This is a genomic window from Rhizobium sp. 01T437, assembly GCF_056398505.1.
Window position 1 is genome coordinate 49,692 of the sequence record NZ_JBFTPM010000017.1, and the last position, 23,684, is coordinate 73,375.

20 protein-coding genes and 1 pseudogene are annotated in these 23,684 nt (G+C 56.7%); 5 read left to right on the forward strand and 16 right to left on the reverse strand.

All coding sequences use genetic code 11. The features are described from left to right. The first annotated feature begins 41 nt into the window (after positions 1–41). Positions 42–557: a hypothetical protein gene (locus tag AC1DM5_RS27455; RefSeq protein WP_477822384.1), complete on the forward strand. Its 516-nt coding sequence runs from the start codon at positions 42–44 to the stop codon at positions 555–557. 71 nt (positions 558–628) lie between these two features. On the opposite strand, the gene AC1DM5_RS27460 is transcribed toward AC1DM5_RS27455, so the two are convergent. The 6 genes from AC1DM5_RS27460 to AC1DM5_RS27485 all read right to left on the reverse strand — a co-directional run bounded on the left by AC1DM5_RS27460 (position 629) and on the right by AC1DM5_RS27485 (position 7,577). Further along, complete coding sequence (locus tag AC1DM5_RS27460) at positions 629–1,642, reverse strand: porin (protein ID WP_477822385.1); 1,014 nt, start codon at positions 1,640–1,642, stop codon at positions 629–631. Between the two features lie 209 nt (positions 1,643–1,851). Then, a complete protein-coding gene (locus AC1DM5_RS27465) occupies positions 1,852–3,246 on the reverse strand; it encodes a family 4 glycosyl hydrolase (RefSeq protein WP_477822386.1) in 1,395 nt (464 codons plus the stop codon). Positions 3,247–3,396: 150 nt separating this feature from the next. Further along, entirely contained in the window at positions 3,397–4,482 is a 1,086-nt protein-coding gene (locus tag AC1DM5_RS27470) for an ABC transporter ATP-binding protein (RefSeq protein ID WP_477822387.1), read from the reverse strand. A 35-nt stretch (positions 4,483–4,517) separates the two neighbouring features. Beyond that, positions 4,518–5,366: a carbohydrate ABC transporter permease gene (locus tag AC1DM5_RS27475; protein ID WP_477976216.1), complete on the reverse strand. Its 849-nt coding sequence runs from the start codon at positions 5,364–5,366 to the stop codon at positions 4,518–4,520. Next, positions 5,356–6,249, reverse strand: a complete 894-nt coding sequence (locus AC1DM5_RS27480; protein WP_477822404.1) for a carbohydrate ABC transporter permease — start codon at positions 6,247–6,249, stop codon at positions 5,356–5,358. The genes AC1DM5_RS27475 and AC1DM5_RS27480 overlap by 11 nt, the downstream gene beginning before the upstream one ends. A 53-nt stretch (positions 6,250–6,302) precedes the next feature. After that, on the reverse strand, positions 6,303–7,577 hold the full coding sequence (locus AC1DM5_RS27485; protein ID WP_477822389.1) for an ABC transporter substrate-binding protein: 1,275 nt from the start codon (positions 7,575–7,577) through the stop codon (positions 6,303–6,305). Between the two features lie 279 nt (positions 7,578–7,856). Between AC1DM5_RS27485 and AC1DM5_RS27490 the strand changes: the two genes are divergently transcribed. Beyond that, complete coding sequence (locus AC1DM5_RS27490; protein ID WP_477822390.1) at positions 7,857–8,624, forward strand: GntR family transcriptional regulator; 768 nt, start codon at positions 7,857–7,859, stop codon at positions 8,622–8,624. A gap of 147 nt (positions 8,625–8,771) precedes the next feature. Beyond that, positions 8,772–9,533, forward strand: a complete 762-nt coding sequence (locus AC1DM5_RS27495) for a glucosamine-6-phosphate deaminase (RefSeq protein ID WP_477976218.1) — start codon at positions 8,772–8,774, stop codon at positions 9,531–9,533. A 102-nt stretch (positions 9,534–9,635) separates the two neighbouring features. On the opposite strand, the gene AC1DM5_RS27500 is transcribed toward AC1DM5_RS27495, so the two are convergent. From AC1DM5_RS27500 to AC1DM5_RS27520, 5 genes are all read right to left on the reverse strand, one after another. Further along, positions 9,636–10,007 (reverse strand): hypothetical protein, encoded by a 372-nt coding sequence (locus tag AC1DM5_RS27500; protein WP_477822392.1) that lies wholly within the window; start codon positions 10,005–10,007, stop codon positions 9,636–9,638. Between the two features lie 193 nt (positions 10,008–10,200). Continuing rightward, entirely contained in the window at positions 10,201–12,849 is a 2,649-nt protein-coding gene (locus AC1DM5_RS27505) for a glycosyltransferase family 39 protein (RefSeq protein WP_477976220.1), read from the reverse strand. Positions 12,850–13,413: 564 nt separating this feature from the next. Further along, complete coding sequence (locus AC1DM5_RS27510) at positions 13,414–14,985, reverse strand: glycosyltransferase family 39 protein (protein ID WP_477822394.1); 1,572 nt, start codon at positions 14,983–14,985, stop codon at positions 13,414–13,416. 139 nt (positions 14,986–15,124) lie between these two features. After that, on the reverse strand, positions 15,125–15,955 hold the full coding sequence (locus AC1DM5_RS27515) for a phosphatase PAP2 family protein (RefSeq protein ID WP_477822395.1): 831 nt from the start codon (positions 15,953–15,955) through the stop codon (positions 15,125–15,127). Between the two features lie 109 nt (positions 15,956–16,064). Further along, positions 16,065–16,787, reverse strand: coding sequence for a MipA/OmpV family protein (locus AC1DM5_RS27520; RefSeq protein ID WP_477822396.1), 723 nt, complete (start codon positions 16,785–16,787; stop codon positions 16,065–16,067). Positions 16,788–17,166: 379 nt separating this feature from the next. Between AC1DM5_RS27520 and AC1DM5_RS27525 the strand changes: the two genes are divergently transcribed. Together AC1DM5_RS27525 and AC1DM5_RS27530 are read left to right on the forward strand one after the other, a co-directional pair. Beyond that, positions 17,167–17,880 carry a response regulator transcription factor gene (locus AC1DM5_RS27525; protein WP_477822397.1) on the forward strand — a complete coding sequence of 238 codons (714 nt, stop codon included), beginning with the start codon at positions 17,167–17,169 and terminating at the stop codon, positions 17,878–17,880. Then, positions 17,877–19,241 carry an ATP-binding protein gene (locus tag AC1DM5_RS27530; RefSeq protein WP_477822398.1) on the forward strand — a complete coding sequence of 455 codons (1,365 nt, stop codon included), beginning with the start codon at positions 17,877–17,879 and terminating at the stop codon, positions 19,239–19,241. The genes AC1DM5_RS27525 and AC1DM5_RS27530 overlap by 4 nt, the downstream gene beginning before the upstream one ends. A 256-nt stretch (positions 19,242–19,497) precedes the next feature. Here the strand turns inward: AC1DM5_RS27530 and AC1DM5_RS27535 are convergent, their stop codons facing one another. The 5 genes and pseudogenes from AC1DM5_RS27535 to AC1DM5_RS27555 form a co-directional block, all read right to left on the reverse strand. After that, positions 19,498–19,920: an ArsR/SmtB family transcription factor gene (locus AC1DM5_RS27535; RefSeq protein ID WP_477822399.1), complete on the reverse strand. Its 423-nt coding sequence runs from the start codon at positions 19,918–19,920 to the stop codon at positions 19,498–19,500. 95 nt (positions 19,921–20,015) lie between these two features. Further along, positions 20,016–20,213: pseudogene (locus AC1DM5_RS27540) on the reverse strand (ISL3 family transposase); the annotation flags it as partial. A 118-nt stretch (positions 20,214–20,331) separates the two neighbouring features. Next, entirely contained in the window at positions 20,332–21,432 is a 1,101-nt protein-coding gene (locus AC1DM5_RS27545; RefSeq protein ID WP_477822400.1) for a glycosyltransferase family 4 protein, read from the reverse strand. A gap of 829 nt (positions 21,433–22,261) precedes the next feature. Next, positions 22,262–22,954: a DUF3313 domain-containing protein gene (locus tag AC1DM5_RS27550; protein WP_477824408.1), complete on the reverse strand. Its 693-nt coding sequence runs from the start codon at positions 22,952–22,954 to the stop codon at positions 22,262–22,264. Between the two features lie 247 nt (positions 22,955–23,201). After that, positions 23,202–23,492: a hypothetical protein gene (locus AC1DM5_RS27555; protein WP_477976222.1), complete on the reverse strand. Its 291-nt coding sequence runs from the start codon at positions 23,490–23,492 to the stop codon at positions 23,202–23,204. Between the last annotated feature and the right edge of the window lie 192 nt (positions 23,493–23,684).

Below are 23,684 nucleotides of genomic sequence, written 5' to 3' on the forward strand. Positions count from 1 at the left end.
CGTTCCGTTTTGATTGGAAAATCAGCGGTTTTAGGAGCTAATTGGGCCATACTTGGTTCCGTTTTTACAGGGCGCTAGCCCAATGCTACCTCGAGCTCGGCGCCACTTTCGTCACCGTCGGAAACGATATCGGCCTGCTGGCAAACGGCGCTTCGCGCCTGGTTTCCGAACACAGCCGCCGCAAGCTTTGGCGTCTTGCCGTGACAACGGGTCGTGACTGGCCCTCCATCTCCAAGTCGGCATTGAACGCCGTAACAGTGGCTCTCTCGAAGGAGCTAGTTGGTCCAGGCATCAAGGTGAACGCGGCCGATCCGGGCTACACCGCCACCGACTTCAACGGGCATCCCGGCTACCGAACCGTTGAGCAGGCCGCCAGCGGGATCTTGCTACTATTGACGAACAGGGTCCAACGGGCGGCTTCTATTTCGAAGCGCTGTCGTGCCTTGGTAGACATTGAGGAAGCGTTTCAGCATCATAGCCGCAATCGCGAAGCGCCCTTTAGCATAGTTGAAGGTGTTCTCCAGATCCGGTGGATTCCCACGCTAAACTGTTGCTGATCGGAGGTCATTCTGATCAGAAACTGACAGAGGTGGAGCCCTGACCTTAAGCCAGGGTTCCGTCGTTCAAATTAGAACGCGCGCTGCAGACGGAAGTAACCCGATGTGGAGTCGTCGCCTTCATCCGGATCCAGATACTGGATCGAAGCCTTGGCGTACAAATTGTCTACGATCTGATAGTCAACCGTCAGACCGACCTTCCAAGCGTCGTTGTCGTCGTCGAAATCGCCGGCGCCGTCGATGCCGTAGTGGCCGTAGTACTGTACGCCCGGGGTCAGCTTCAGCTTGTCGGTAGCCTTGATGACGTACTCGGCAGTAACTGCCCACTGAGCGGCGTCGTAGTAGGAGTTCGGGTTGGTGGAATAAACAGCAGCAAGGCCGAGCGTACCAGGACCGATGTCAACCGTACCCATAGCGCGGATTGCGCCTTCTTCGTTGTCGGTGTCGTAACCGCCTGTGATCTGGTAGCTGAATGCACTAGACGAGCCGCCGATGCCGAAGGCTACGCCGAAGTTGTTCGGACGTTCGCCAGCCTTGAAGTAGCCGTCTTCCAGTTCGTCAACGCTGATACCAGCGTAGAAGGAGCCGATTTCGTACTGATAACGGATGGAGTTGTGCAGGGTAACCGGGGAGCCGATGTCGGCCGTTTCGCCGTCGAGACCATCGTCCCACCAGGAGTAAAACAGACCAGCGCGGAAGCCCGCGACGTCGAGGTAGGCGGAGTCGAGGTGCGTTTCCTGGCTCGATGCGTTGTCGGCATTGGCCTGGAGAACGATCACGCCGGTGAGCGGGCCGTACTCGGTGTCGCTCTTGGCAGTGAACTGAACCTGACCGCGGGTTACTGCATCCCAGTCAGAGTCGCCGCCCTCGTTTTCGCCAACGTTAACCTGGAAACGGATGTAACCTTCGATCTTCAGGCAGGTTTCCGTGCCCGGGATGTAGAAGTAGCCGGTGCCGTAAGCGTCGCAGACGCGAACGTATTCAACCGGCTCCGGCTCGGCAGCAACGATTTCGTCTGCTGCAAGGACCGGGGTCGATGCAGCAAAAGCTGCTGCCGACGCAAGCAATACCATCTTGATGTTCATTGTAGAATTCCTCTCCTTTGTAGATCGGGGCAATTCTTTGTTTCCGAAGATCCAAAGCCGACCCGTTTGAACAGCCTCACGGCGTGCGGATCGATCCGCCGGACGTTTTGCAACTAAACGTTGCGCACGCCCTAGCGCACTCGGCATTGCTCTCCAATACTGTCCGTTGACAGCCCAACCCTCGTTGATGTGCTGGCGTGCCGCATATTTTAATTGGTCAGCGTACGGAGCTTTTCCGGAAGGCGATCAGCGGTCGCGGTCACCATCGAGCGGAGAAGCGACGAAGCTTTCTCCGGCGTTAGGTAGCGAACCAGAGGGTCGGCAAGGAACAGCCCTTCCAGAGCTTCGACATCCCCTTCCAGAACCGCCCTGACGAGAGCCGTTTGCCGTTCGGCATGAGGCTTCACAAGTGCTTCTACTGCGGCCGGCAGCCGTCCGGCTAAGATCGGCTGGATCCCCAGACCAGAAAACATGACGTTTGTCTCGACGATTGTTCCTGGCGCGAACCCTTCCATCTGGCCGCGGTTCGGCATGTTTGCGTTAACCACGAGGACATCGCCTCTCGTGAGCGCCTTTATTTGGCCGACAAGAGCCTCCTCGGACGCTGGCAGCAGGATCGGGGTTTCCCCTGACATGTCTACTTTCTTGGCGGCAGCTTGCTTTTCCAGCCGTTCCCGGTTGCGGAACTCAACAGGGGTCAGCCCAAATCCCCAATCCTCGACGTTGGCCAGGTACCAATTCATGGGGAGAAACTCGGCCAGGTGCCGGTCGCCAGCCGCGGCGGCGATGCCAAAACGAGCGGAGAGATCAAACTTCACTCGATTCATATCTTCAAAATAACGGTGGTACTCATTCGCGGGATCAAGCGGCACCTCGCGCCAACCTTTCTCCATGTGGGAAGCCGCGAAAGCGAGATATTCTGGGAGAAAGTCTTCTCCATCTACGGTCGCACGATCGACGAACGTAAAATGGTTGATACCCAAAACGTTCATCTGAACATCACGAAACGCGACGGCCTTGCCTTTACCCTTTTGGTTTGCCAGCCAAGCGATAATGTGCCGAAGCTTTGTGACCTCATGGCATTCTCCCCATGCCCTAATCTCTGGGAACACCGCGTAGAGAGTGCCTGTCAAAACGGACATCGGATTTGTCAGATTGCAGACAAAGGCTTTTGGCGAATATTTCTGGATCGCGTGAGCGATTTCGGCCATTGCTGGGATCGCGCGCATAGCCCGAACAAACCCGCCTGGTCCGACAGTGTCACCGACCGATTGGCGTATGCCGGCTATTCGCGGGAGTTCGATGTCATGTGCCATGTCGTCAAAGGACCCCGGCAGGATCGAGATGACAACGAAGTCGGTCGCCGTCAGTGCGTCTTGAAGTGTGCTCGATACGACATACCGAATATCAACTCCATGCGCCTCAGACAGTCGATTTCCGATAACCGCATTGCGTTCAGCGGCTGCGATGTCGAGATCGTAGAGCCGAATCTCACCAGAAATAGTACCGTCGTGAATGAGATCGGCCATAAGGACATGAGCCCAGTTCAGGGAGCCTCCGCCAACATAGGCGAGCTTTACTTCAGTTGAGATTTCTTTCGTCATAACTAACTCCATTGACGGACGGATATCGGTCCGATGCGTGGCTATCGTGAGAACGTGAGCTACCTGGGCACGGCAAGTTCAATGCCGACCATAAATTCGCAGCCGTTGATGATTGCTCAGAGAGCAAGTTTAAAAGGTTTGCTGGCCCCGTTATTGGGGCCGGCGAATGGCGTTGCCATCCTCCCCAAAAAGGTGGCCGTGGGCAGCGTTGAATCTCAGCTGCACCAAATCGCCCGTGGCCACGGTAACCTGACCAGGAATCATAACTGTGATTGTCTCGGCAGCCGACGTCTCGCCGTAGACCACAGTTGCTCCACCAAGTTGTTCAACAAGTGCGATCTTGAGTTGGCCCAGCAAATGACCCGCGTCTCCTCCTATAACAAGATGTTCAGGGCGGACGCCGAGGGTCGCTGGACCGTTCGCGCCTGCGGCATCCCCGAGATCATGGAACGGAACAAAGCTTTCCTGGAGCACCACACCACGATCACCGGCGCTCCAATGGCATTTGATGAAATTCATCTTTGGAGAACCGATGAAGCCCGCGACGAAAATGTTCGTAGGATTGTTGTACAGCTCAAGCGGCGAACCCACCTGCATGATCTGTCCGTCACGGAGCACGACAATCTTGGTGGCCATGGTCATGGCCTCGACCTGATCATGTGTTACATAGATCATCGTATTCCCAAGCTCTTGATGAAGCTTGGATATCTCGACTCGCATTTGAACTCGCAGCTCGGCGTCAAGATTCGAAAGCGGCTCGTCAAAGAGGAAGATTCTGGGGTCGCGAACGATAGCTCGTCCGATAGCAACTCGTTGTCTTTGGCCGCCAGACAGCGCCTTAGGGCGGCGCGAAAGCAACGCATCAATTTTGAGAGTTTCGGCGGCTCGCCTAACGCGCTGCTCAATTTCGGGGCGCTTATATCCGGCAGTTTCAAGTCCGAAAGCGAGGTTCTTATAAACGGTCATATGCGGATAAAGTGCGTATGATTGAAACACCATAGCGATACCGCGCTTGGAGGGAGGCACCTCATTCATTGTGGTGCCGTCGATCATCAACTCTCCGCCGCTAATATCCTCAAGGCCGGCAATCATCCGCAACAGAGTGGATTTTCCACAACCAGAGGGACCGACGAAAACGGCGAAATCCCCCGGTTCGATAGCCAGATCGATGCCATGTATCACTTCATGGTTGGCGAAGCGTTTGACAATATTTTTCAGTTCGATGCGCGTCGACATCTAAAATCTCCTGTTTGCGTATAGCGACTTCTGGCTCAACGTTTCATGCCGGTCGTCGCAATACCCTCGATCAGCAGCCGCTGAAAAATCAGGAAAATGAGAAAGACCGGCGTGAGCGACAACACGGACATCGCAAAGAGCTGGTTCCAGTTGGAAACACCGCTGGAGTCCACAAAGGAGCTTAAGCCGAGCGGCACGGTGTATGAGTGCATATCGCTGATGTAGATCAGCGGTCCGAAAAAGTCGTCCCACGTCCAGATGAACGAGAATATCGCTGCGGTTGCCATGACTGGGACCGAAAGCGGAAGGATAATCTTCCAGTAGATTCGCCAGGATCCACAGCCGTCCATCTGCGCAGCCTCGTCAAGCTCTCGAGGGAGCTGTTTGAAGAACTGAACCATGAGGAAAATGAAAAAGGCATCGACCGCGAAAAACTTCGGAACGATCAAGGGAAACCACGTGTTGACCCAATCTAGCCGTAGGAACAGAACGTATTGCGGGATAAGCGTAACCTGATATGGCAACATCAATGTGCCCAGCATCAGCGCAAAGCAGACGTCCCGCCCAGGAAACTTCAATCGGGCGAACGCGTAAGCAGTAACGGACGACGACATGACCGTTCCGACCGTCGACAAAATTGCGACGATGAAGGAATTAAGAAAGAAGCGCCCAAAGCTCACCTTCATTGCGAACCAGCCGGAGCTGTACGCCTCGATCGTTACTTGAGAGGGAACAATCGAGGAGCCACCAGAGAAAATCTCGTTTGGCGGACGCACGGAACCTGCCACCATCCAGAATATCGGATAAAGCAGAGCCAGCGAGATAATGATCAGCGCGGAGTGACTGAGTACAGTCTTTGGTTTTAGCTTGAGGTTATTCATCATAGTGGACCCAGTAACGCGTCGACACGAATGAGAGCGCGGTGAACACAGCAATGATCAGCATTAGGATCCACGCCAAAGCCGACGCATATCCCATCCGAAAGTTCCCAAACGCCTCTTGGTAAAGATAAAGCGCGTAAAACAACGTCGAATTGATCGGGCCACCGGTACCTCCGGAGACAACGAATGCTGGAGTAAACGTTCTGAAAGCATCGATCGTTTGCACGACGAGGTTGAAGAAAATAACCGGCGATAGCAACGGGAGGCTGATCTTAAAGAACTGCCTCACACGCGACGCGCCGTCGATACTCGCCGCTTCAAACACATCTCGCGGAAGCTGGCGAAGGCCTGCGAGAAAGATGATCATTGGTGATCCAAACTGCCACACAGACAGAATGACCAGAGTGTAGAGGGAATAGCGCGGGTTTGAGATCCAGCTTGGCCCGACCACACCAAAGAGTGACAGGAAACTGTTGACCAGACCGTCCGCCGCGAAGATTTCCCGCCACAGCACCGCAATCGCAACCGATGCCCCAAGCAACGATGGAAGATAGAAGACGGCCCGATAAACAGTGAGCCCGGAAATTCCGCGATTGAGCACAATCGCGACCGCCATGGCGAACACAAGCTTCAGCGGAACCGAGAGCAAGACATAGACAAACGTAACCCGCATGGACGACGCAAATTTCGGATCGGCCGTGACTATGCGCACATAGTTAGCCAGGCCCACAAATTGCGGATCTCGGACCAGATCGTAATCGGTGAATGAAAGATAAAGTGAGGCGATGGCGGGACCGGCCGTGAATACTATGAACCCGATCAGCCACGGCATCATGAAGCCGATCCCCGGCATGCGGCGCTTCGCGCCACTGCCGGTTCGGCCCATCAAGTTCACAGCGGACTGGCTGATAGATGACGATTGCTTGAATTTCATTGCAGCTACCTACGCGTCAGGACCGCATTGGCTTCTTCGAAATACGATGCTGCACCCTGCTCGGGCGTCGAGCCGCCGAAACCAATTTCCTGACTTATACGCAGCAGCAAGGTGCTCACTTCACCGCCACCGGAGGGTGGCGCCGGGGGTATATCTCCGAGATAGGGCTCGAGGTTCGATATGAATTCGACGGTTGCGCGCTCGTTGTCATTCAATGAAGGCATGAGCAGGTGGCGCATTATAGGCGACGCCGGAACACCCCGCTCGACGCCAAGGAACTTAACGCCCTCAGGATTTGCCACCAGGAAATTGATGAGCTTAACCGCAGCATCGGGGTTTTTCGATCCACCCGAGACCGAGAACATCTGCGACGGCTTGAGATAATTGCTTCTCTCCGCGGCGGCCGAGATCGGAATACCGGTGAGCGAGAGCGGGGCTTTCCGGAGTTCGCAGAACGACAGGAACTCATTCGAGTGACAAAAGTCAGCAGCCGCATGCCCTAATGTCAGGGGTTGTGAAGCAACCTCGTTCTTCGAGAGCGCCTGAATATCAGGAGTGACGCAGCCACCAGCAGCACGCATGGTTGCCCAATATTGGAACCAGGCCGTCAACAGGCCCTGATCAAAACCAAGCTTGCCGTCGTCAGTATAGAGCTGTGCTCCCTGAGAGCGCAGCCAAATTTCAAAGATGTTCTCGGTACCGCTGCCGTCAGCGATAGCATAAAATCCCGATTTCTTGTTCGCCGCGGCAAACGCTTTGGTTTTTTCCATAAGCTCGGTCCACGTGGTACCAAAGGACGGCGGCAAAACTCCAACCTCCTGCCAAGCGCCGGCGTCGACAACCAGACCGAAGGCATTGACGCCGCTATTTACTCCGTACAACGAACCGTCGACGCTGCACGATTCGAGGTTCGCCTTGCCAAAGGTCTCAATGTCGAGAAGATCTCCGACATATTTATCGAGCTGAGCTATGGACCCACGGCGCGCATACTCGCGCATGTAGAGCGGGTCCATCTGGATCAGATCCGGCGCATTGCGCCCTGCAACCTGGGTAGCAAGGCGCGTCCAGTAGCCATCCCAACCCGCAAACTCTGTATCGACCTGCAAATCGGGGTTGCCTGCCTTGAAGGCGTCAACAGCACTCTCCGTGCGCTTCGCCCTATCGTTTCCGCCCCACCAAAACATGCGGATCCGCTCCGACGCCGCCCAGGACGGCCCAGCCACGCCCAGCGCCACGCCGCTAGCCATCGCACTCAGAAATGTTCTGCGCCTGATAATCATGTTGGAAAGCTCCCTCTTTTCTCAATACATTAATATATTGATGTTCGTTTTGGCGCAATAGGCGGCCGCCCTATTTCTTGATGCGCGGATTCTAATTATCGCTTCCGTGCGAAAATACGCCGTTATCTATCTGTTTTACCTACACATTTCTGATATCTGGAAGTTGGGTGGGCCTGCAAAAGAGGGTTGACGCGCGCGTCGCGTACTAATATATCGTATGTGAAGGCGCGGCCTTGCGAGGCAGGTCGTAGTGAAATTTAGGTTTCTAGAGACAGAAGAATGAAAACTCAGACGCAGACTCCTGCGACCGAAAAAATCGGCAATCGCGCCCCAATCGCGCAACCGGCTCGCCGCACCCATGCAACGGTGATCTACGATAACCTATTAGGGTCCATTGCTCGTATGGAGCTACGTCCGGGTGAGGCCTTGAATGAAAAGGCTCTAACAGAGCAATTTGGCGTCAGTCGGACGCCTGTGCGAGAGGCCCTTCTTCAGCTCGAAGGGGATGGCCTGGTGGAGATGATGGCCCAGGCAGGTACGTTTGTCGCTCGAATACCTGTTGCTCGGATCCGCGAGGCAATCATAATTCGGCGGTCTCTGGAAGAGGTGGCCATCACGCGACTGGCCAAGGTTGCCGATCAGACGGACATCGCCCATCTCGATCTAATCCTTGCAAAGCAGCGGCTTGCTGTTGCGCTCGGTGATATGGGGGGATTCCACGAGTCGGACGAGGCGTTCCACGAGACGATCGCCCTCGGAGCGGGTTTCACAACACTTTGGCCAATGGTTCGCCAGATCAAGGTGCACTTGGATCGCGTGCGGGTCCTGTCGCTGCCAGTGGAGGGCCGGATGGAGGATACTCTGAAAGAGCATCAGGACATCCGTGACGCTATTGCTCGGAATGACGTCGATGGCGCAACGGAGGCGCTACGTGAGCATCTCAGCGTGATCGTGCCTTACATCGATAGTCTTAGCGAAGCTTTCCCTGACTATTTCATAAAGGCGCCAGATGCCGAAGGTCGGGCAGCCCGTCATCCCTGGACCTGACCCTAAAGTCATATCCCAGAACTGAAGCATACGCCGTCAAACCTAGCAGAAGCGGGTGTCGCTCGAGAGGCGATGCCGGCTCGCGGTCGGTCGACCGAGTGTTCAGCCCATGCAACGAGCCCATCAATTCCTTCGAAAGGCACACAAATGATCAATGCGCATATTTTTGAAGACAAAGTCGACAGCGGCGCGGCGGCCGCCGCTCTAGGTGCCCACCACATCAAAGAAGCTATAGCCAAGCGCGGCAAGGCGAATATCGTCGTCGCGACCGGAGCAAGCCAATTTGAGATGTTGGACGCTCTCATCACCTTTAAAGGAATTGATTGGTCGCGAGTGACCGGCTTCCACCTAGACGAATACGTGGGCATATCTGAAACGGCCAAAGCCAGCTTTCGACGCTACTTGAAGGATCGATTTGTTTCGAAGCTGCCGGAGTTGGGAGACTTTCACTTTGTCAACGGTGACGCGGATGACGTGGAAGGCGAGTTGCGCCGACTGAACGGTTTGCTCGATCAACATCCCATCGACGTCATGTTTGCCGGGATCGGTGAAAATGCACATCTCGCGTTCAACGACCCGCCGGCAGATTTTGAAAGTACGGTCGCGTTCAAGATCGTCAATCTTGATGAGCAATGCAGACTCCAGCAGTTTGGTGAAGGTTGGTTTTCCTCCGTTGATGAAGTTCCCAAGCAAGCAATTTCCATGACGGTGCAGCGTATCATGGCAAGCGAGACCGTGCTCGTGACGGCTCCCGATGTGCGAAAGTCCATTGCTGTAAGGGACGTTTTGGAGGGTCCAGTCACAAATCTGGTCCCGGCTTCCATTCTACAGAACCACCACTCCTGTCACATTTATCTGGACAGTGGCTCCGCGAGTGCCTTGTCGGGTCAAAAGCGCGCGACCGTGTAGCGACGAGCTCAAGGTTCGCAGGAGCTTCGACAAAACAGGACGGACGTGGAGTGCGAAGTCCGTGCAAAGTCTATCCAGACCGATGCGGGGGCCCCGTGCCGATCAATCGACGACCGATGCACTGTAGCGTGAACCTGCTGGCTGAAATCTGCCGCTGCTGCGCACCCTTTCGAGGAAGGCTTGCCTGTCGAAAAGAGCCGGCGGATCTTCGCCGGATTTTTCGTGGTTCGGTAGGACGAAGGCTTGGATGTTGATCACGGGAACGTTGGCAAGCGCACGAACCTCTCCGATCATGGAGGTGACCGTGACGACAACGCAGATGCCCAGATCGCCCAGTGCAAACGCTAGATCGAGACCACTGGCGACGCTTCGAACATCGAAGCCGCCGCAACGCAGCACCTCGCTGGCGAGGTAAAGGCCACGTTCATCCGGAATATAGACCAGAACGGGACAAGGGGCGATTTCGACTGACATTGTAAGTTTCCTTTTGCTTCGGGCTTTCGTCTGACGCTACGGATTCCGCCGCGAAGGTGGGCTTCGTTTTGTGAATTGAATGGGGCGATCTTCCCGTGGTGTCTGCAGGCGAGGAGACGAAAACCCTGCTTGCAGATCCTCCTCACGGTTGCCGGCCAACCGGGACGATGCACGCAGGAACTTGACGACGCCCTCAGGCCGGTCCGCCCTCAAGCGCGTGATAACCGTAGCCGATCCTGTAGAAGAACCGACCAGCTTCGGTGCTACCCTTGTAGATGGAACGCTGCTGGACCGGGCCGATCTCCTCGAACCAATTGCCGAGGCTTTCGCCGGAAAGACTGTCCTCCTTCCACCCAACCATGATCACGACCCTTCCGGAAAGCGCCTGCGCTGATCGCCAGTTCTCGAACATCAGACCGGTTTCGCCAAAAAGGTTGCGGCTGGTGATATGATCGAGCCTTGTCCGGCCCCTGCTGTAAAATGCGAGTTCGCTCGCCACATTGCACTTGTCCATCCCGACAAGAAGCGGCCGCCCGCCGGTCTTTGCTGCAACGGTCGCCTTCACCTCCTCGGCAGCCGATACGAATTCCTCAAAAGCAATCGGTACTGCTCGCAGTTCCATCGGATATCCGACAAGGGGCAGGCCGAGGGCGAGATAGTGAAGAAGCACGGAAAGGACCAAGATCGTGCTGACTGCGAGAAGCTTTAGGGCTTTCGCAACAATCGGAGCGGAGCGCAGTACGGTTTCGATCATGCTGGCCATGACCGGGACGAGCGCCAGCCAAATCGGGCCGGTCCAGTTCAGCTTGACTGCGTGAAACTGGCTGAAGCCGATGACGACGACAAGCGGAACGAAGGTGAAGACCGCGAGGAAGGTTTCTGACCTGCGCAATCTGCGTGCGGGCAGCAAGCGCGCCAGTCGGCCGGCAGACAGTGCCGCGAGAAGCAACCCCACCGGTCCAAGCACGACGGCGATGAACAGCAGGAGCTTTGGAACCAAGAAGACCACATCGTCGGCCAGCCACCGACGGCTTCCCTGGAACTCGATAGACGACCAGCCATGTGTAGCGTTCCAGGCTATGACGGGAGAAAACAGGACCGTCGCGCAGAGGGCGCAAAGATAAGGCCAGCGGGTCGCAAGCCATCGGCGGGACTCCGGGCGGACGAACATGAAGGTAAGGACCGCCGGCCCGAGGAGTGCGATCGTATATTTTGACAGCATGCCGAGCCCGATCAAGACGCCGGCGGCGAGCCATGCTTTCGGCCGATCGGCAACGAGTGCCCGCTGCAGGAAATACAGCGCTCCGGCCCAGGCCGCGGTCAGGGGAGCATCCGGCGTCGTGATCGCGCCGATCGCAAAGAAAAACGGAAGGGTCGCCAGCAACAGCAGGGACAGAAAGGCGGCCATATGGCCGAAGGTTTGGCCTGTTGAGCGGAACACGAAAAACCCGGTCGCAAGCCAGCACAGCGGGGCCGCGACGCGCACGCCGAATTCGCTGTTGCCGAAGACCGCCGTCCCAAGCAAAATCAACCATGCGACCATTGGCGGGTGATCGAGATAGCCCCAGTGCAAATGCTGGGCGTAGGTCCAATAATAGGCTTCCTGCGGCATGAGGTCGACGGCGCCCTGGTAGAGAAGGCGCAGGAAAAAGACATATGCGGTCAGACCGATCGCTGCGAGCTTCCAGCGAACCTCGATCGGGAGCAGATCTTTTCTGCGAAACGCGAAGAGGTCGTTGCCGAGATAGCTGACGCCGACGCCGCCGACAATGGCGGCCGCCAAAGCAACAGACACCGGAAGATGAACAAGGGACGCCGCCGAAATAATGGCCCCGCGCATCGCCAGCGCCAGGATCGAAACGACCGCAAAACGCATTAGCTCGGCGCCGTCCGTTCCCCGGTCGCCGAACAAATTACGAGTATGTCCGATGTAGTTGAAGGCGGTCGCAATCAAGAAGCCGCAAATATGCGCCATCATGATGCCGGCGCCCAATGCCGCGGCAGAGGACGTGACCATCAGATCCATCACGAAGCCCGCCATCCCGACCATGACGAAGCGTGGGAAGGTGCCGGAAAACCGCGGACCCCGAATATAGGCGAACAGTTGGGCGACATAGGCGACGAGATGGCCAGCGCCGATCTTCGATTGGCCCGATTGCCGATCGATGAACGAAATCGGCACCTCGCAAACCCGAAATCCGGCCCCGCCCGCAAGAAGCGCCGCCAGACCGATCTTGAAGCCCCTGGCATGAGTGTCAGCGGCGAGAAGGCAAGGACGGCGGATCGCAAAAAAGCCAGATAGCGGATCTCGAACGTCGGTGAAAGGCGAAGCGAAGGCAGCGCCCAGGCGCGAGAGCAGCCTGCGCCGCAAAGGCCACCCGACGGTGGCGCCACCGTCGACATAGCGGCTGCCGATCGCCATGTCGTAGCGACCCGAGGCGACGCGATCGATCAATTCTGCGAGCGATCTTGCGGGATGGCTTCCGTCGGCATCGATGACGACGATAATGGAATATTGCGCCTGTCCCGCCGCGGCCAGAACGTCTTCGGCCAGGCCGCCACCATCGTTCTGCACAAGCCTGACTGGATAATTCACGCCCCAGTGCTCAACCTTCTCGCACGTTCCGTCGCGCGATCCGCCATCGGCCACCAGAATCTCGAACGCATATCCCGTTTCGAGGTTGTCGATGATCTCGCCAATCGCGCGATCGATATTTTCGACTTCGTCCAAGGTTGGAAGGATGATCGAAACGGGTGGACGGGGCTGGCCTTGATGCGGGGACGCCGCGGCCAAGCTTTCGAGAACCTCGCTCCGGGGCAATTGCTTGAAATGCGGTAACATTTTTTTCTCCAGGCTCGGCAGCCGAGAGCCCGGCGGCACGACGTCCTGGATTAGAATTAGCCGTTCGAACGAGGGATCGGTTTTAAGTGATATTAACCTGCGCTTCGATTTGTTGCAGAAGGTGGTTGCAACATGTGCAAGCAGCCGATCCCCAGCTGCTGCGTGCCGGGCGACAAGGGAAAATCCATCAAAAAGCGGTTTGAACGCGCTGCTTTCAGGCGCGTCCTTTCGTCGGTCCAAGAAACTCAACGCGGAGCGTGTCCGGGGCCATTGACGATTGCTGATCGCGCGCGCGGCCCTTGGTTAAACCGAAGGCGGCTGGATTTCGGGCGCCTGCCAATCGTCCTTCGGGGGTCTCTATTCGGTACGGCCCCATCTTTCAGTGGAAAAGCGGCGGCAGCGGTCAGACTGCTACCGGCACCGTTTTCAATCGCGCGTCCTCGCGACTTCGCTTTGTCGATATCACCGGTGTCACTGAAGACCGACGGGAAGGACTACGGCACACACGCCTTGTGGACCCCTACGCGGAAGCGCGTCGCTAAGGCCGGCGGGAACGAATTCGTGCTAACGTGTCGTCCCCTTGCACCTTTCGACTGGTATCACGAGGAGGGCGAATTCCTCTTGTCCTCCACGACCGATCTGCACGCGCGCAATGGGAAGCGGATCTTTTGGCATGCACGATACCGCCATCCCGTCCCTTGCCCACGCTTCCTCGCTAGCGACGATGACAAGGCCTTGCCTGCTGGACAGACGCGGATCTGACCGTGTACCGAATCCGCGCTTGTCGCTTCCCAGCACGAGCACGGGCGCCATTTCACCCACTGCGGCATCCAACTTTCCGGCCTCGGCCCAGTTCAGCCCAGCTAAGGCAGGTCCATCCAGCATTCCAATCTTCAACGGCGCGAGGACGTCCGCCACCGGGGACCAATCAACGAAATCTTGGGTTGGGTCATGGAGGAAGGTGAAATTCAACCGGTGAAGCGCGCCCGAGGCTCCCAATGCGACGGCCACTGTCAAGAGCATGAGCGTCAGGAATGAAGTCGCGATGGCATAGCGAATGGTTGGCCAGATGCGGAGGCCCCACCGAGCGCCCAGCAACGGAAAAACAAACAACCACCCGGGCATGGGCCAATGGGGAAACCCGGCTCCAGTCCCAAGCGCCTGAAGCGTGGTGTAACCGATTGCCGGAACTGCGAGAGCAAGGCAGAACAACTGTCGTTCCGTTTGCCCCTTTCGAAATGCGTGAAGCAGCGTCCGTATGAGCGGGAGCGCTATCCAGGGCCCCAACCAGACGATCTGCCCGAGAACAATGCGAGCCAAGGCCCAAGGGGAAAATTGCCACGTGCCTCGCTCAGCCTGGAAACGCAACGACGCAAAATCGTGCTGAACATTCCAGACCAGTACCGGTAGAACCACAACCAGGCCCGCGAGGCACGCGACATAAGGGCCGCGCCTTGACAAGTGCCGCCGATGGCCAGTTGCGATCACAAAGAACACGAGGCCGGTCAGCGTGAAGAACGCGGAGTATTTCGCCAGACCCGCAAGGCCGAGAAGCCCTCCTGCGAGTAACCACCAGGACATCGAGTGGTCTTCCTCACCCGGGCGCGGAAAGAAAATCCGCGCCATGACCTGTGCGTTTAAGGCCAGGAACAGAAGAAGGGGGCCATCCGGTACGATCCAGGCGCCGGCCGACACGAGAAAGAAGAGCGAAAGGTTGAGGAAAAGGATGGACGAGACCGCCGGAATGCCGCCGAAGAGACGCTCGGTCAGGCAGAAGATCGACCATGACGTCGCCGAAAACAGCAGGACCGTAGGGATGCGAACCGCCCAGCTCGTTCCGAAAAGAACACCTGCCGCATGGGTCATCCAATAGTGCAAGGGCGGGTGGTCAAAATACGATAGCGCGACAAACCTTGCCTGGCCGAGCGTGTAACTTTCGTCTATTCCGAAACCGAGGGAATAGGCCCACATCAGTCGCACCAGCGTGAAGGCGAGCACGATCGCCACCGCGATGCGCCGCGGGGATTTGGGAAGATTCTCGCAGAGCTTCGCGCCTGGAAAGGGTCGCGCGACTTGCTTGATCTCAACGGGATTGCCGCCTGAGTTACCACCGGTCAGGTGGGGTGGATCTACCATCGCGCATGCCTCCGGCGGAAAGGGGGAAAATCGATGGTGATCACGCGCGCGGTTCCAGACGGGGACGTGCGTCACCAAGTCATTCCAGAGACCACCGACAAAGGCATCCTCGGGACAATGCGCCATGAATCGACCGCCCTCACAGGGTATCCAGCCCCATTTTTCGGTGGAGCCAGAACATCAGCCAGCATACGAGGATCCATCCGAGCACGACGTCCGATAGGAAGTGGGCTCCAAAAGCGACACGGTTCAGGGCGGCGATTATCGATAGCGGAACAATCAGCGCGGCGACGTATTTGCGGTACGCGTCGGGCACAAACACCAGAACTGACAGAAACGCGGCTGCCGATGCTGCTTCCCCGGATGGGAACGAACAATCGCGCTCGCACATCGATGCAAATTGCCATGCCGGCGTAAACTCCATCGTCCCACCAAACTCAATCACATTTCGGGGTCTGGCCCGGGCAAAGAAGTTCTTGAACAAGTGAACCATGATTGCCGATCCGAGGACGTAGCTGACGACGACGAACAGGGCGCGCCTTGTCGTCAAACGAGCTGAAAGCTTGAGTGGTCCCGCGATTATCAGGATGATCATCACGGGCAAGACAATGGAGGGCAGGATGCGGTTAGCGTCGCGGATCCACAACAGCAGTGGATTGTCAGAAAGATAAAACTCCGTCCCGGAGGTGAAGTACCGCGAAACGCGCATGTCAACCTGCGGAAACATGACGAAAATCATGCTGGACAAGAGGAGCAGGATTCCAAGTGCACCGAGCGGATTTAAGGAGATGTAACGGGTGAGAGGATTCCATCGCCCCCTGGCTGCCGCGTCAAGCGACACGGGAGAGGAATTGAAGGGAAGCCTATTAACGTCCTCCGACGCTGAGGATGAAGTTTGCACGAGGACCATCCGCTTAAAGGAAGTGGTTTTTTGAACAGATTTTGATTGGGGGTTGCGTGCTTCAGCCATCCGCTGTGACGCGACTTGCTGGCTGGAGCTCGACCACTTGCTTGACTTGGCAGGCGGGCGCTATGCGTGCTGACGCTAGAACAGGGTGTGTTCTTGACCGCCGATGTTCCTAGAAGCGATAACCAAGGACCAGCATGGACTTCGGCTGAACCTTTTGCTTCACGAGAGGGCTGTCCGCGGCGTCCCCGACCAGAAATCCGACCCCCTGCTCCGCGCGGACCATCCAGTTTTCATTGAACAGGTAAGTCGCGGACGCCGAGAGATCGACGCTTTTCACGCCCGAACCCGGTTTGTATGCATCGTACCCGGAACGCGCGGCCTGAGCCGCGGTGACCCCAAAATAGGATTCCATGTAGTTCTTGTCGGCGAAGGTCGCCGACGCACCCGCGCCAAGCACCAGCTTTTCATTGACTGGTTGGGTGACTTCGACGCCGACCGTTGCCAGAAGCCCATCGCTCCCCCCGATGGTCTTGTCGAGCGAGACGAAAAACTCGGCCGGTCCATAGCTAAACGTCGCCTTGCCGCCGACTGTCGCGCCGCCATCGACGTCGCCCATTCCGCGCAGATCGTCTGCGTCGTCTTCCGCACGACCAAAGTCGTAGCCGACCTTCACATCGAACTGGAACGGACCCTGTTCATAGGCCCTCAACTCGACGCCGGTCGGATCGATCGTCAATCGATCGAAGAAAGTCGCCGAGACGAACGGAAGCGGCGAAATTTCCATTTCATCGCTCCCCTCATATTTTGGCTGGTACATCACGCCGGCGCCTACCATGACCTCCCAGTCGTGAAGCTTCTGGCGCACCGGGCCAAAGCGCTGGGGATCGGGCATGGGCGGTATGGCAGCCTGATCGGGATCCTGTGACGTGTCGGCAGCGTAGACAAGCGATGGCATGAGCGAAATAACGAGTGCGATGGGAAATGCTCCGCGCGCTGCGGACTTCGAAAGGAACTTACGAAACATAAAATCTCCGGTCCTTGCCTTCACACATTTGCCCGTCCAGGGCTGCATCGAAAAGGCGGTTTCAATGCCTCTCTTCTGCCACGGCGCGGACAGCCAGAATGTTTGATCATGTGAAGTGTTGTTTCTGGCCGGCCGGAAATGGGCGGGGGTGGAAACAAATCTTAATATTGCCGGAAGGTAAAAAGCGGGGCCGCCGTGTTATCAGACATGAGCAAACTCTCATGTGGATGGTGAAGGGAGCCAAAGCTTGTCGGACGCCTCTCGAATTCTGATTGTCGAGGACGACACACTGATCGCCGCAATGCTGCGCGATAGTCTTAACGAAAGTGGAATGATCGCTGAGATCGCCCAGGACGGCGTGGCGATGGATATGCGCATGCGGGTGTCCAAATTCGATCTGGTGATCCTTGATGTCATGCTGCCTGGCGAAAACGGCCTTAGTCTGTGCCGGAGGCTACGGGTTACGACGAACATTCCCATCCTCATGCTGACGGCGGCCGACGCAGAAGTCGACAGGATCGTCGGTCTCGAGATTGGCGCCGACGACTATGTCACGAAACCGTTCAGCCTGCGGGAGCTCATCGCGCGGATACGCGGCTTGCTGCGGCGCGCAGCCTTACCCTCTCTCAAGGATCCGAGACAAAAGCAACTGCGTTTTGACGGGTGGTTCGTGGATCCCATTCGACGACAGCTTTATGATCCAACCAACGCACGCGTCGGCTTGACGACGCATGAGTTCGATATCCTGCTTGCCTTTTGCCGAAACCCCGGCCGTGTCCTGACGCGAGAGGAACTCTTAGGTGTCACCCACGCTGGTCTGGCCGGTCCAATCGAGCGCAGCATTGATGTGCACATCAGTCGGTTGAGGCAAAAGATCGAGCATGATGCCCGCGACCCCGTGGTTATCAAGACAGTACGTCTCGGCGGCTACATGTTCACCGCAAATGTCGAGGAACTATGAGGCTGAAGCGTTTGCTGCCCAACACAATAAGAGGCCAGATCACCCTGATCATTGTTGTGGCGCTGATCCTTGTCAGCGTCGTCGGCAGAGTACTGGAGCAGTGGGCAAGGAATGCCGCGCCGGACATAGAAGATATCGCCATGCGCGTTGACACGATGGCGGAACTCCTCAAAACGTCCACACCGGCCACACGCGAAGCAATCCTTTCGTCATCGCGCGCTGCCGGTTGGAATTTCTCGCTGCAACCCTTTTCGGTCAGCGAGACGTTCACCGGACCGTCGGAACCTGAAGGCGCGCTGGCCATGGCCATCGACTGGCTCTTTCCAACCGATCACATCCGCCCACCCGTGGGAGGTTGGCGTACCTTCTGGAACGGGGAGAGAGTGATTGCATCAAAGGTAGACGACGCCACGCTGCTTATCCTTTCCGGATTTCCGGATACGATCCTGAACAGTTCGATCCTGAACGAGGGCCCATATTATTCTGTCGCCATCGTCGTCCTGATCGCGTTCTTTTTTATATTCGCCATTCGCGTCATAACCGAGCCAATCAAGCGGATTTCCGAAGCGGCCACCCATTCGGACATCGCAAACAGCACGGAGATTTTCGAAGAACGCGGGCCTGTCGAGATCGTTGCGCTCGCCCATGCTCTCAACGCCATGCGAAGCCGGATACGGGTTATGGTCGAAACAAGGACACGAATGCTGCGGGGCATTGGCCATGATCTTCGAACCCCGTTGACCCGGTTGCGACTTCGCGCCGATCGCATGGAGGACGGACCGGTGCGCGAGGGACTGTTGTCTGACGTCATGCGCATTGACAGCCTCTTGAACGAAGTTCTGAAATATCTGAGGGACGACTACGCGACCGAACCGATTCAACGTGCTGATGTTGCCAGCCTGCTGCAAACCGTTTGCGCGGAATTCAGCGATGTCGGCTTCCAGGTCCGGTTCGCGGGGCCAAATCGGATGATCATCGATTGCAAACCACTTGCCATCATGCGCGCGGTGACCAACCTCTGCGACAACAGCGTCAAGTTCGCGACTGAGGTCGTGGTCGGTCTACGAGACGGAAATGGGGGCTGCGAAATCTCCGTCACCGACAACGGGCCCGGAATTCCGGAACATTTAAGAACGCGGATTTTCGAGCCGTTCTTCAAGGGAGATGATGCGCGCACGCAAGGGCAGGAAGGCTTCGGGCTCGGACTTTCTATTGTCGCTGATATCGTGCATGCCCATCACGGCACCGTCACCCTCGCAGACAATGCGCCGAGTGGTCTGATTTTTCAGATCCTTATCCCAAGCCATGCCGATGCCAAGGTCGCGATCGAGGCGAAGAGGCCCTCGCTCGATGTGAGATAGAAATACAACCGGTTGAATTAAAGCGGTATCGTGGACGGAATTGCGCGTGTACCCGATGCTCCCGGAATGCCCAATGACAGCGGATTTAGCTGGAATTCCTTTCGAGATCGACTTCGGCTGGGGCTGGACGAATGTTACCTGCCGGAGGACGGGCAGGATACGATGCGTCGCAATCATAGACGTCCTCAAGCCGGGCCCGCGCGAGAGGGTGTAGGGGACCTCTGTGCAAGCGGGATCAAAGATCGTCAAAGTTCGATTAAGTGGCGACGGAGGCCGATTTGACGGACGCTGTCTGTTGCATCGGCACCGGAGAGGCCGGCGGCGCCGAGTCATCGGTCGGGCTTTGCTCAGGAGGCTTTGACTGTGCGATGGCGCTGGAATGCGATGCGTTACAGTAGATGTCTTCGAGCGCCCGCAGGATCGCTGCGACACCGACATGATCGCAGCGATAGAACCGGAATTGCGCTTTCCGTCGGCAAGACACCAGACCCGACCTGAGAAGGCGCGCCAGGTGCTGACTCAGTGCCGATTGGGAAAGCCCGACCCTGAAGGCGAGACTGCTGACGTCGAATTCATCCTGCGTCAGCAAGATGCAGATCCTCAGCCGATTGGCATTGGCGAGCATCCCCATGAGCCGCGATTGGCTGCGAAGGCCGACCGCATCCGTTCGCTTTGCCATCGCCGCGAACCTCCTCTCCAAATAGGACCACGCGAGACAGTAACACCGGTGGGTGCAAAGTTTCGTTGAAAGATGTGTACTTATATTTCGCTGCCGCGGATGATGCGCAGCAAGGTGTCGTTGTTGACGGCAAGCATCAGCCGCTGGGCAAAACGCGCCGCCGGGCGCCCTCCAAGCGCAAGCGCCAAATGGTGGACGACATGCTCAAGACGCTCAGTTCGTCTGGCATAGGGCGTCAGCACATCGCCGAACCGCTCGGCGAATATCTGCCTCCCGCAGAGCACGGCATCACAAGTGTCTCGGCATCAAGGAGCGTCTCAGCCGGGGCCGGCACGATGCCGACTTTCCAAAAATCGCTGCTGGGTTTAAAACGCATCGGTCACATCTTCGCAGGCATGGTTGACGCATCGATCACTTCACGAAACTCGATCTGCATTTCTCGACTTCCCCGTAAAACCGCAAAATATTGTCTACGCCGGTCGCTCTTGAGAATGGCACCATATCGTAGTCGATGCGCCATGGCCGGCTCGTGTCGTCGGAGCGCAGGACGTCAGCCAGAGCCGCAGCGAGAGCTTCGACAGAGCCGGGCTCAACGAAGCGAATCGGATGCTCGCGGAGATATTCCGAAGGGCCTTCCGTCGCCGAGGCTATTACCGGAAGGCGCTCGTGCATGGCTTCGAGAATCGCAAGACCCGCCGATTCTTCGCGTGACGGCGAGACGAACAGATCGAGATTGCGCAAAAAGCCGGTTACATTGTCACAATAACCAATCATGCGGATCCGTTCGTCCCCAGCGACTAGCTTTTCAAGCACCGCCCGTTGTGGACCGACGCCCGCAATCACTAACGCCGTATTGTCAGGTGCCGCGCGCAAGAAAGCGGAAATCAGAACGTCGTTTCCCTTGCTCGGGTGCAGTCGTCCGACCGTGCCGACCAGCCTGGCGGTCGGAGGTAATCCCAGCTTGATCCGAAGGTCGAAGCGTTCTGTCTGCTTGACTTCCGGAAGCCAGTTTGGAATGCGGCTGACATAGCCGGCGTACCCGCCGATGCGCCGCAATTGCGCTTCGTTGACGCAGATGATGCCGTCCAATCGCGCATGTTGCTTGGGCTTATAGCCGACATGTAAAGTCGCAATCTTGATAACGCTCCCTTGAACCGTGGCGAGCGCCTTACAGCCCGGGCTTAAGTGCGCATGCGCCACCTCAATCCGTTCGGCGGCAATCAACTTGCGAAGCCGCCAGCGCCGAAAAAGCCGAGTGGAGAAGGTGTGGAGGATAACTTCGCGGCGTAAGTGCTTTCCAATATCGACCCGAGATGAGGAAACCAAGTGAACATCGTGGCCAAGGGCTGCTTGAGCATTGGCAAGGTCGATACAGTAGCGCTCCGATCCCGCGACTTCGGACGCAAACAGAACATGAAGAATGCTGAGCTTTTTGGTTAAATGGGGGGCCGAGACAGGTCCCTGATCCTGTAACGTTTGGCCATATTCGGTGTCTAGATTCTCGTAACGCATGTGGTCAGCTCCCGATAGCTCGTGAGACAGACTAGGGCACGAAAGGACGTTGACGTTTGTGTTGTGTTGTTAAGATATATTTCGATAACGTCCCAATTTCTGAGTATAAATTAAGACGCCTTTGTCAATTCGATGTATATAATCAGGAATTAATATAGATGGATGCGTGATAGCGCTCGGTATAGAGCAACAAAACCTAACCAATATTAATTATCAAGAATTCCAGACGGTTTTAGAATTGTCGTGGTCAACAAGAAGCTCACCCCAATTGCTACCGCTTCAGGTCGACTAGAGGGGCCGAGCCGCAACGAGTTCTGCGGAACGCGGGCAGCTATCGTGAGCGCGGTTGAGCGTTTCACGACCGAAGATCTCGGACGGACCGCCTCGAATTGGCTGGGAGAACTGGTCGGGCTCGAAACCCCAAGCCCGGCCAGCCAGACACTTTGGTCCAACCACTTTAGAGTTGATAAACCCCGTCGCACATCGGAGAGATTTATGGCCCTGGTGGTTTACGCGCGCTCAACGAGCAGGTTCGTGGTGCGTTCAGTAAAGTTGGCCGATGCTACTCATGGTGATCGGCGGCGAGGCAGGGAGGCAATTGACCAGCGAGGATGGCCAGTCCGATTTGCCCCCTCACGCCCACTCTGGAGATGCTTACCCGACAGATCCTGGCATTTAACGATGAGATATCCCGGTTGGACCAGCAACTTCGGGCTTGGCACCGAATGAACTCGTATCTAAGCAATTCGGTGGGTCCATCACAAAGTCGACCTGTCTGAGTTAACGCATCTGCCAGTTACCTTTTGCCATTGTAAGCTCGTTATCGCCGTCAGCGAGCCGCGATGGGTAAATTCGGCTGGAGCTTGGAGAGAAGGGCGTCCGCGCCCTTGTCTATTCCAACTTTTGACGCACCGAGTGGGCCAAGGCTAGCGCCGACGTTTAACGCGCTCGGATACTGCTTGGAGACATAAGCCAGGAGCAGGTTGTTCGTCGCGCTGTCATAGACCTCAACGGAATAATTGATTGAACCGCTGAGCGTTCCTTCTTTTCCACGTGCGGCTTGGAGCCCGTTTACGGCCAAACCCATCGGCATCAATTTTGCCACGGTCGAGATCACGACGGCGTTGGTCTTTGCACCAGTCAGTTCGAGTTTGAGCCTAAGCGTGCCAGGACCTGGTATCTTTGTCAGTGCGTATTTTGGCCTAAGGTGACCTTCGAATGAACGCTGCATGTAGGATGCAAGCTCGACCTTGTCCTTCTCGGTCATGCTACCAAATTGATGATCGCGGTTTCGATAAATCTCCACAGGCTCAACGATTATAGCTGAGTACGCCCTAAGATCGACGGTTCCCTGGGAGTAAATGAGCGGTATTTTTCCGTCCTTGTTTTGCGTATTGACGGATAGCTGCTTGGAAGATGGGATGCCTTGATACGCGATCGGATCGGTGCTCGCGCAGCCAGCGGAAACAGCAACGAGCGCAACGAGTGCAATACGACAAAATTGAATCGGCTTGGTAACCACCGGTATCTCCTTGATGGGCGAGCGGATGCCTGGTCGGCGCGTGATCGGAACGACCCGCGGTGCGCAGAATGGTAGAATTGAGAGAGCTTTGCCTCACGCGAAGAGGTTGGAAATGGCGCCAATGCGTTCCGTCAAGTTCGCCATCATCGCGTTGGCGCAAAAACGACGCTTGGTTGCTGCAGGCACCACGATAGGTGCGGACCGACGATCAACGAACGCGTTTACCCCTTTGAGAAAGGGCCACATGTCAAGCTAGTATCCAGCCTCTGACATGGCGCGTGCTTCCGCCACGTTGAGGAAAATTTTGATATTCATCACTGGGAGGGGGCCCGACGCGGCCGACGATATCTATATTTGGGCGTGTCGTGACCATGAGGTCGTAACCGCCATCCGTAAGTTTACCTTCGAGGTCGGCCTGCGACGAAACTTGATTTGCGACGTACCGTTCTTCGTCCAGTTTGGCGACGATGCTCACCGCTGCCTCGGGCAAGAACACGAGAATTTGCGCAGGCAAATGCTTTGGGGTGGGGTCGGTCATGACGCATATCTCCCTGGTTGGCCAGACCATACATAGTTCCCGCGCTACGGTATGTTCAGTTTTGTTAAGTTATATGTACGACACAGGCTGCCGAAACCCATCATTGATCGCCAGCGCCTGATTAGCCTCGAAGGGACGCACGATCCGCTCGTAAGCGGCGAAGGCGTGGCGCTTGTCGGCGACGCGGCCTAC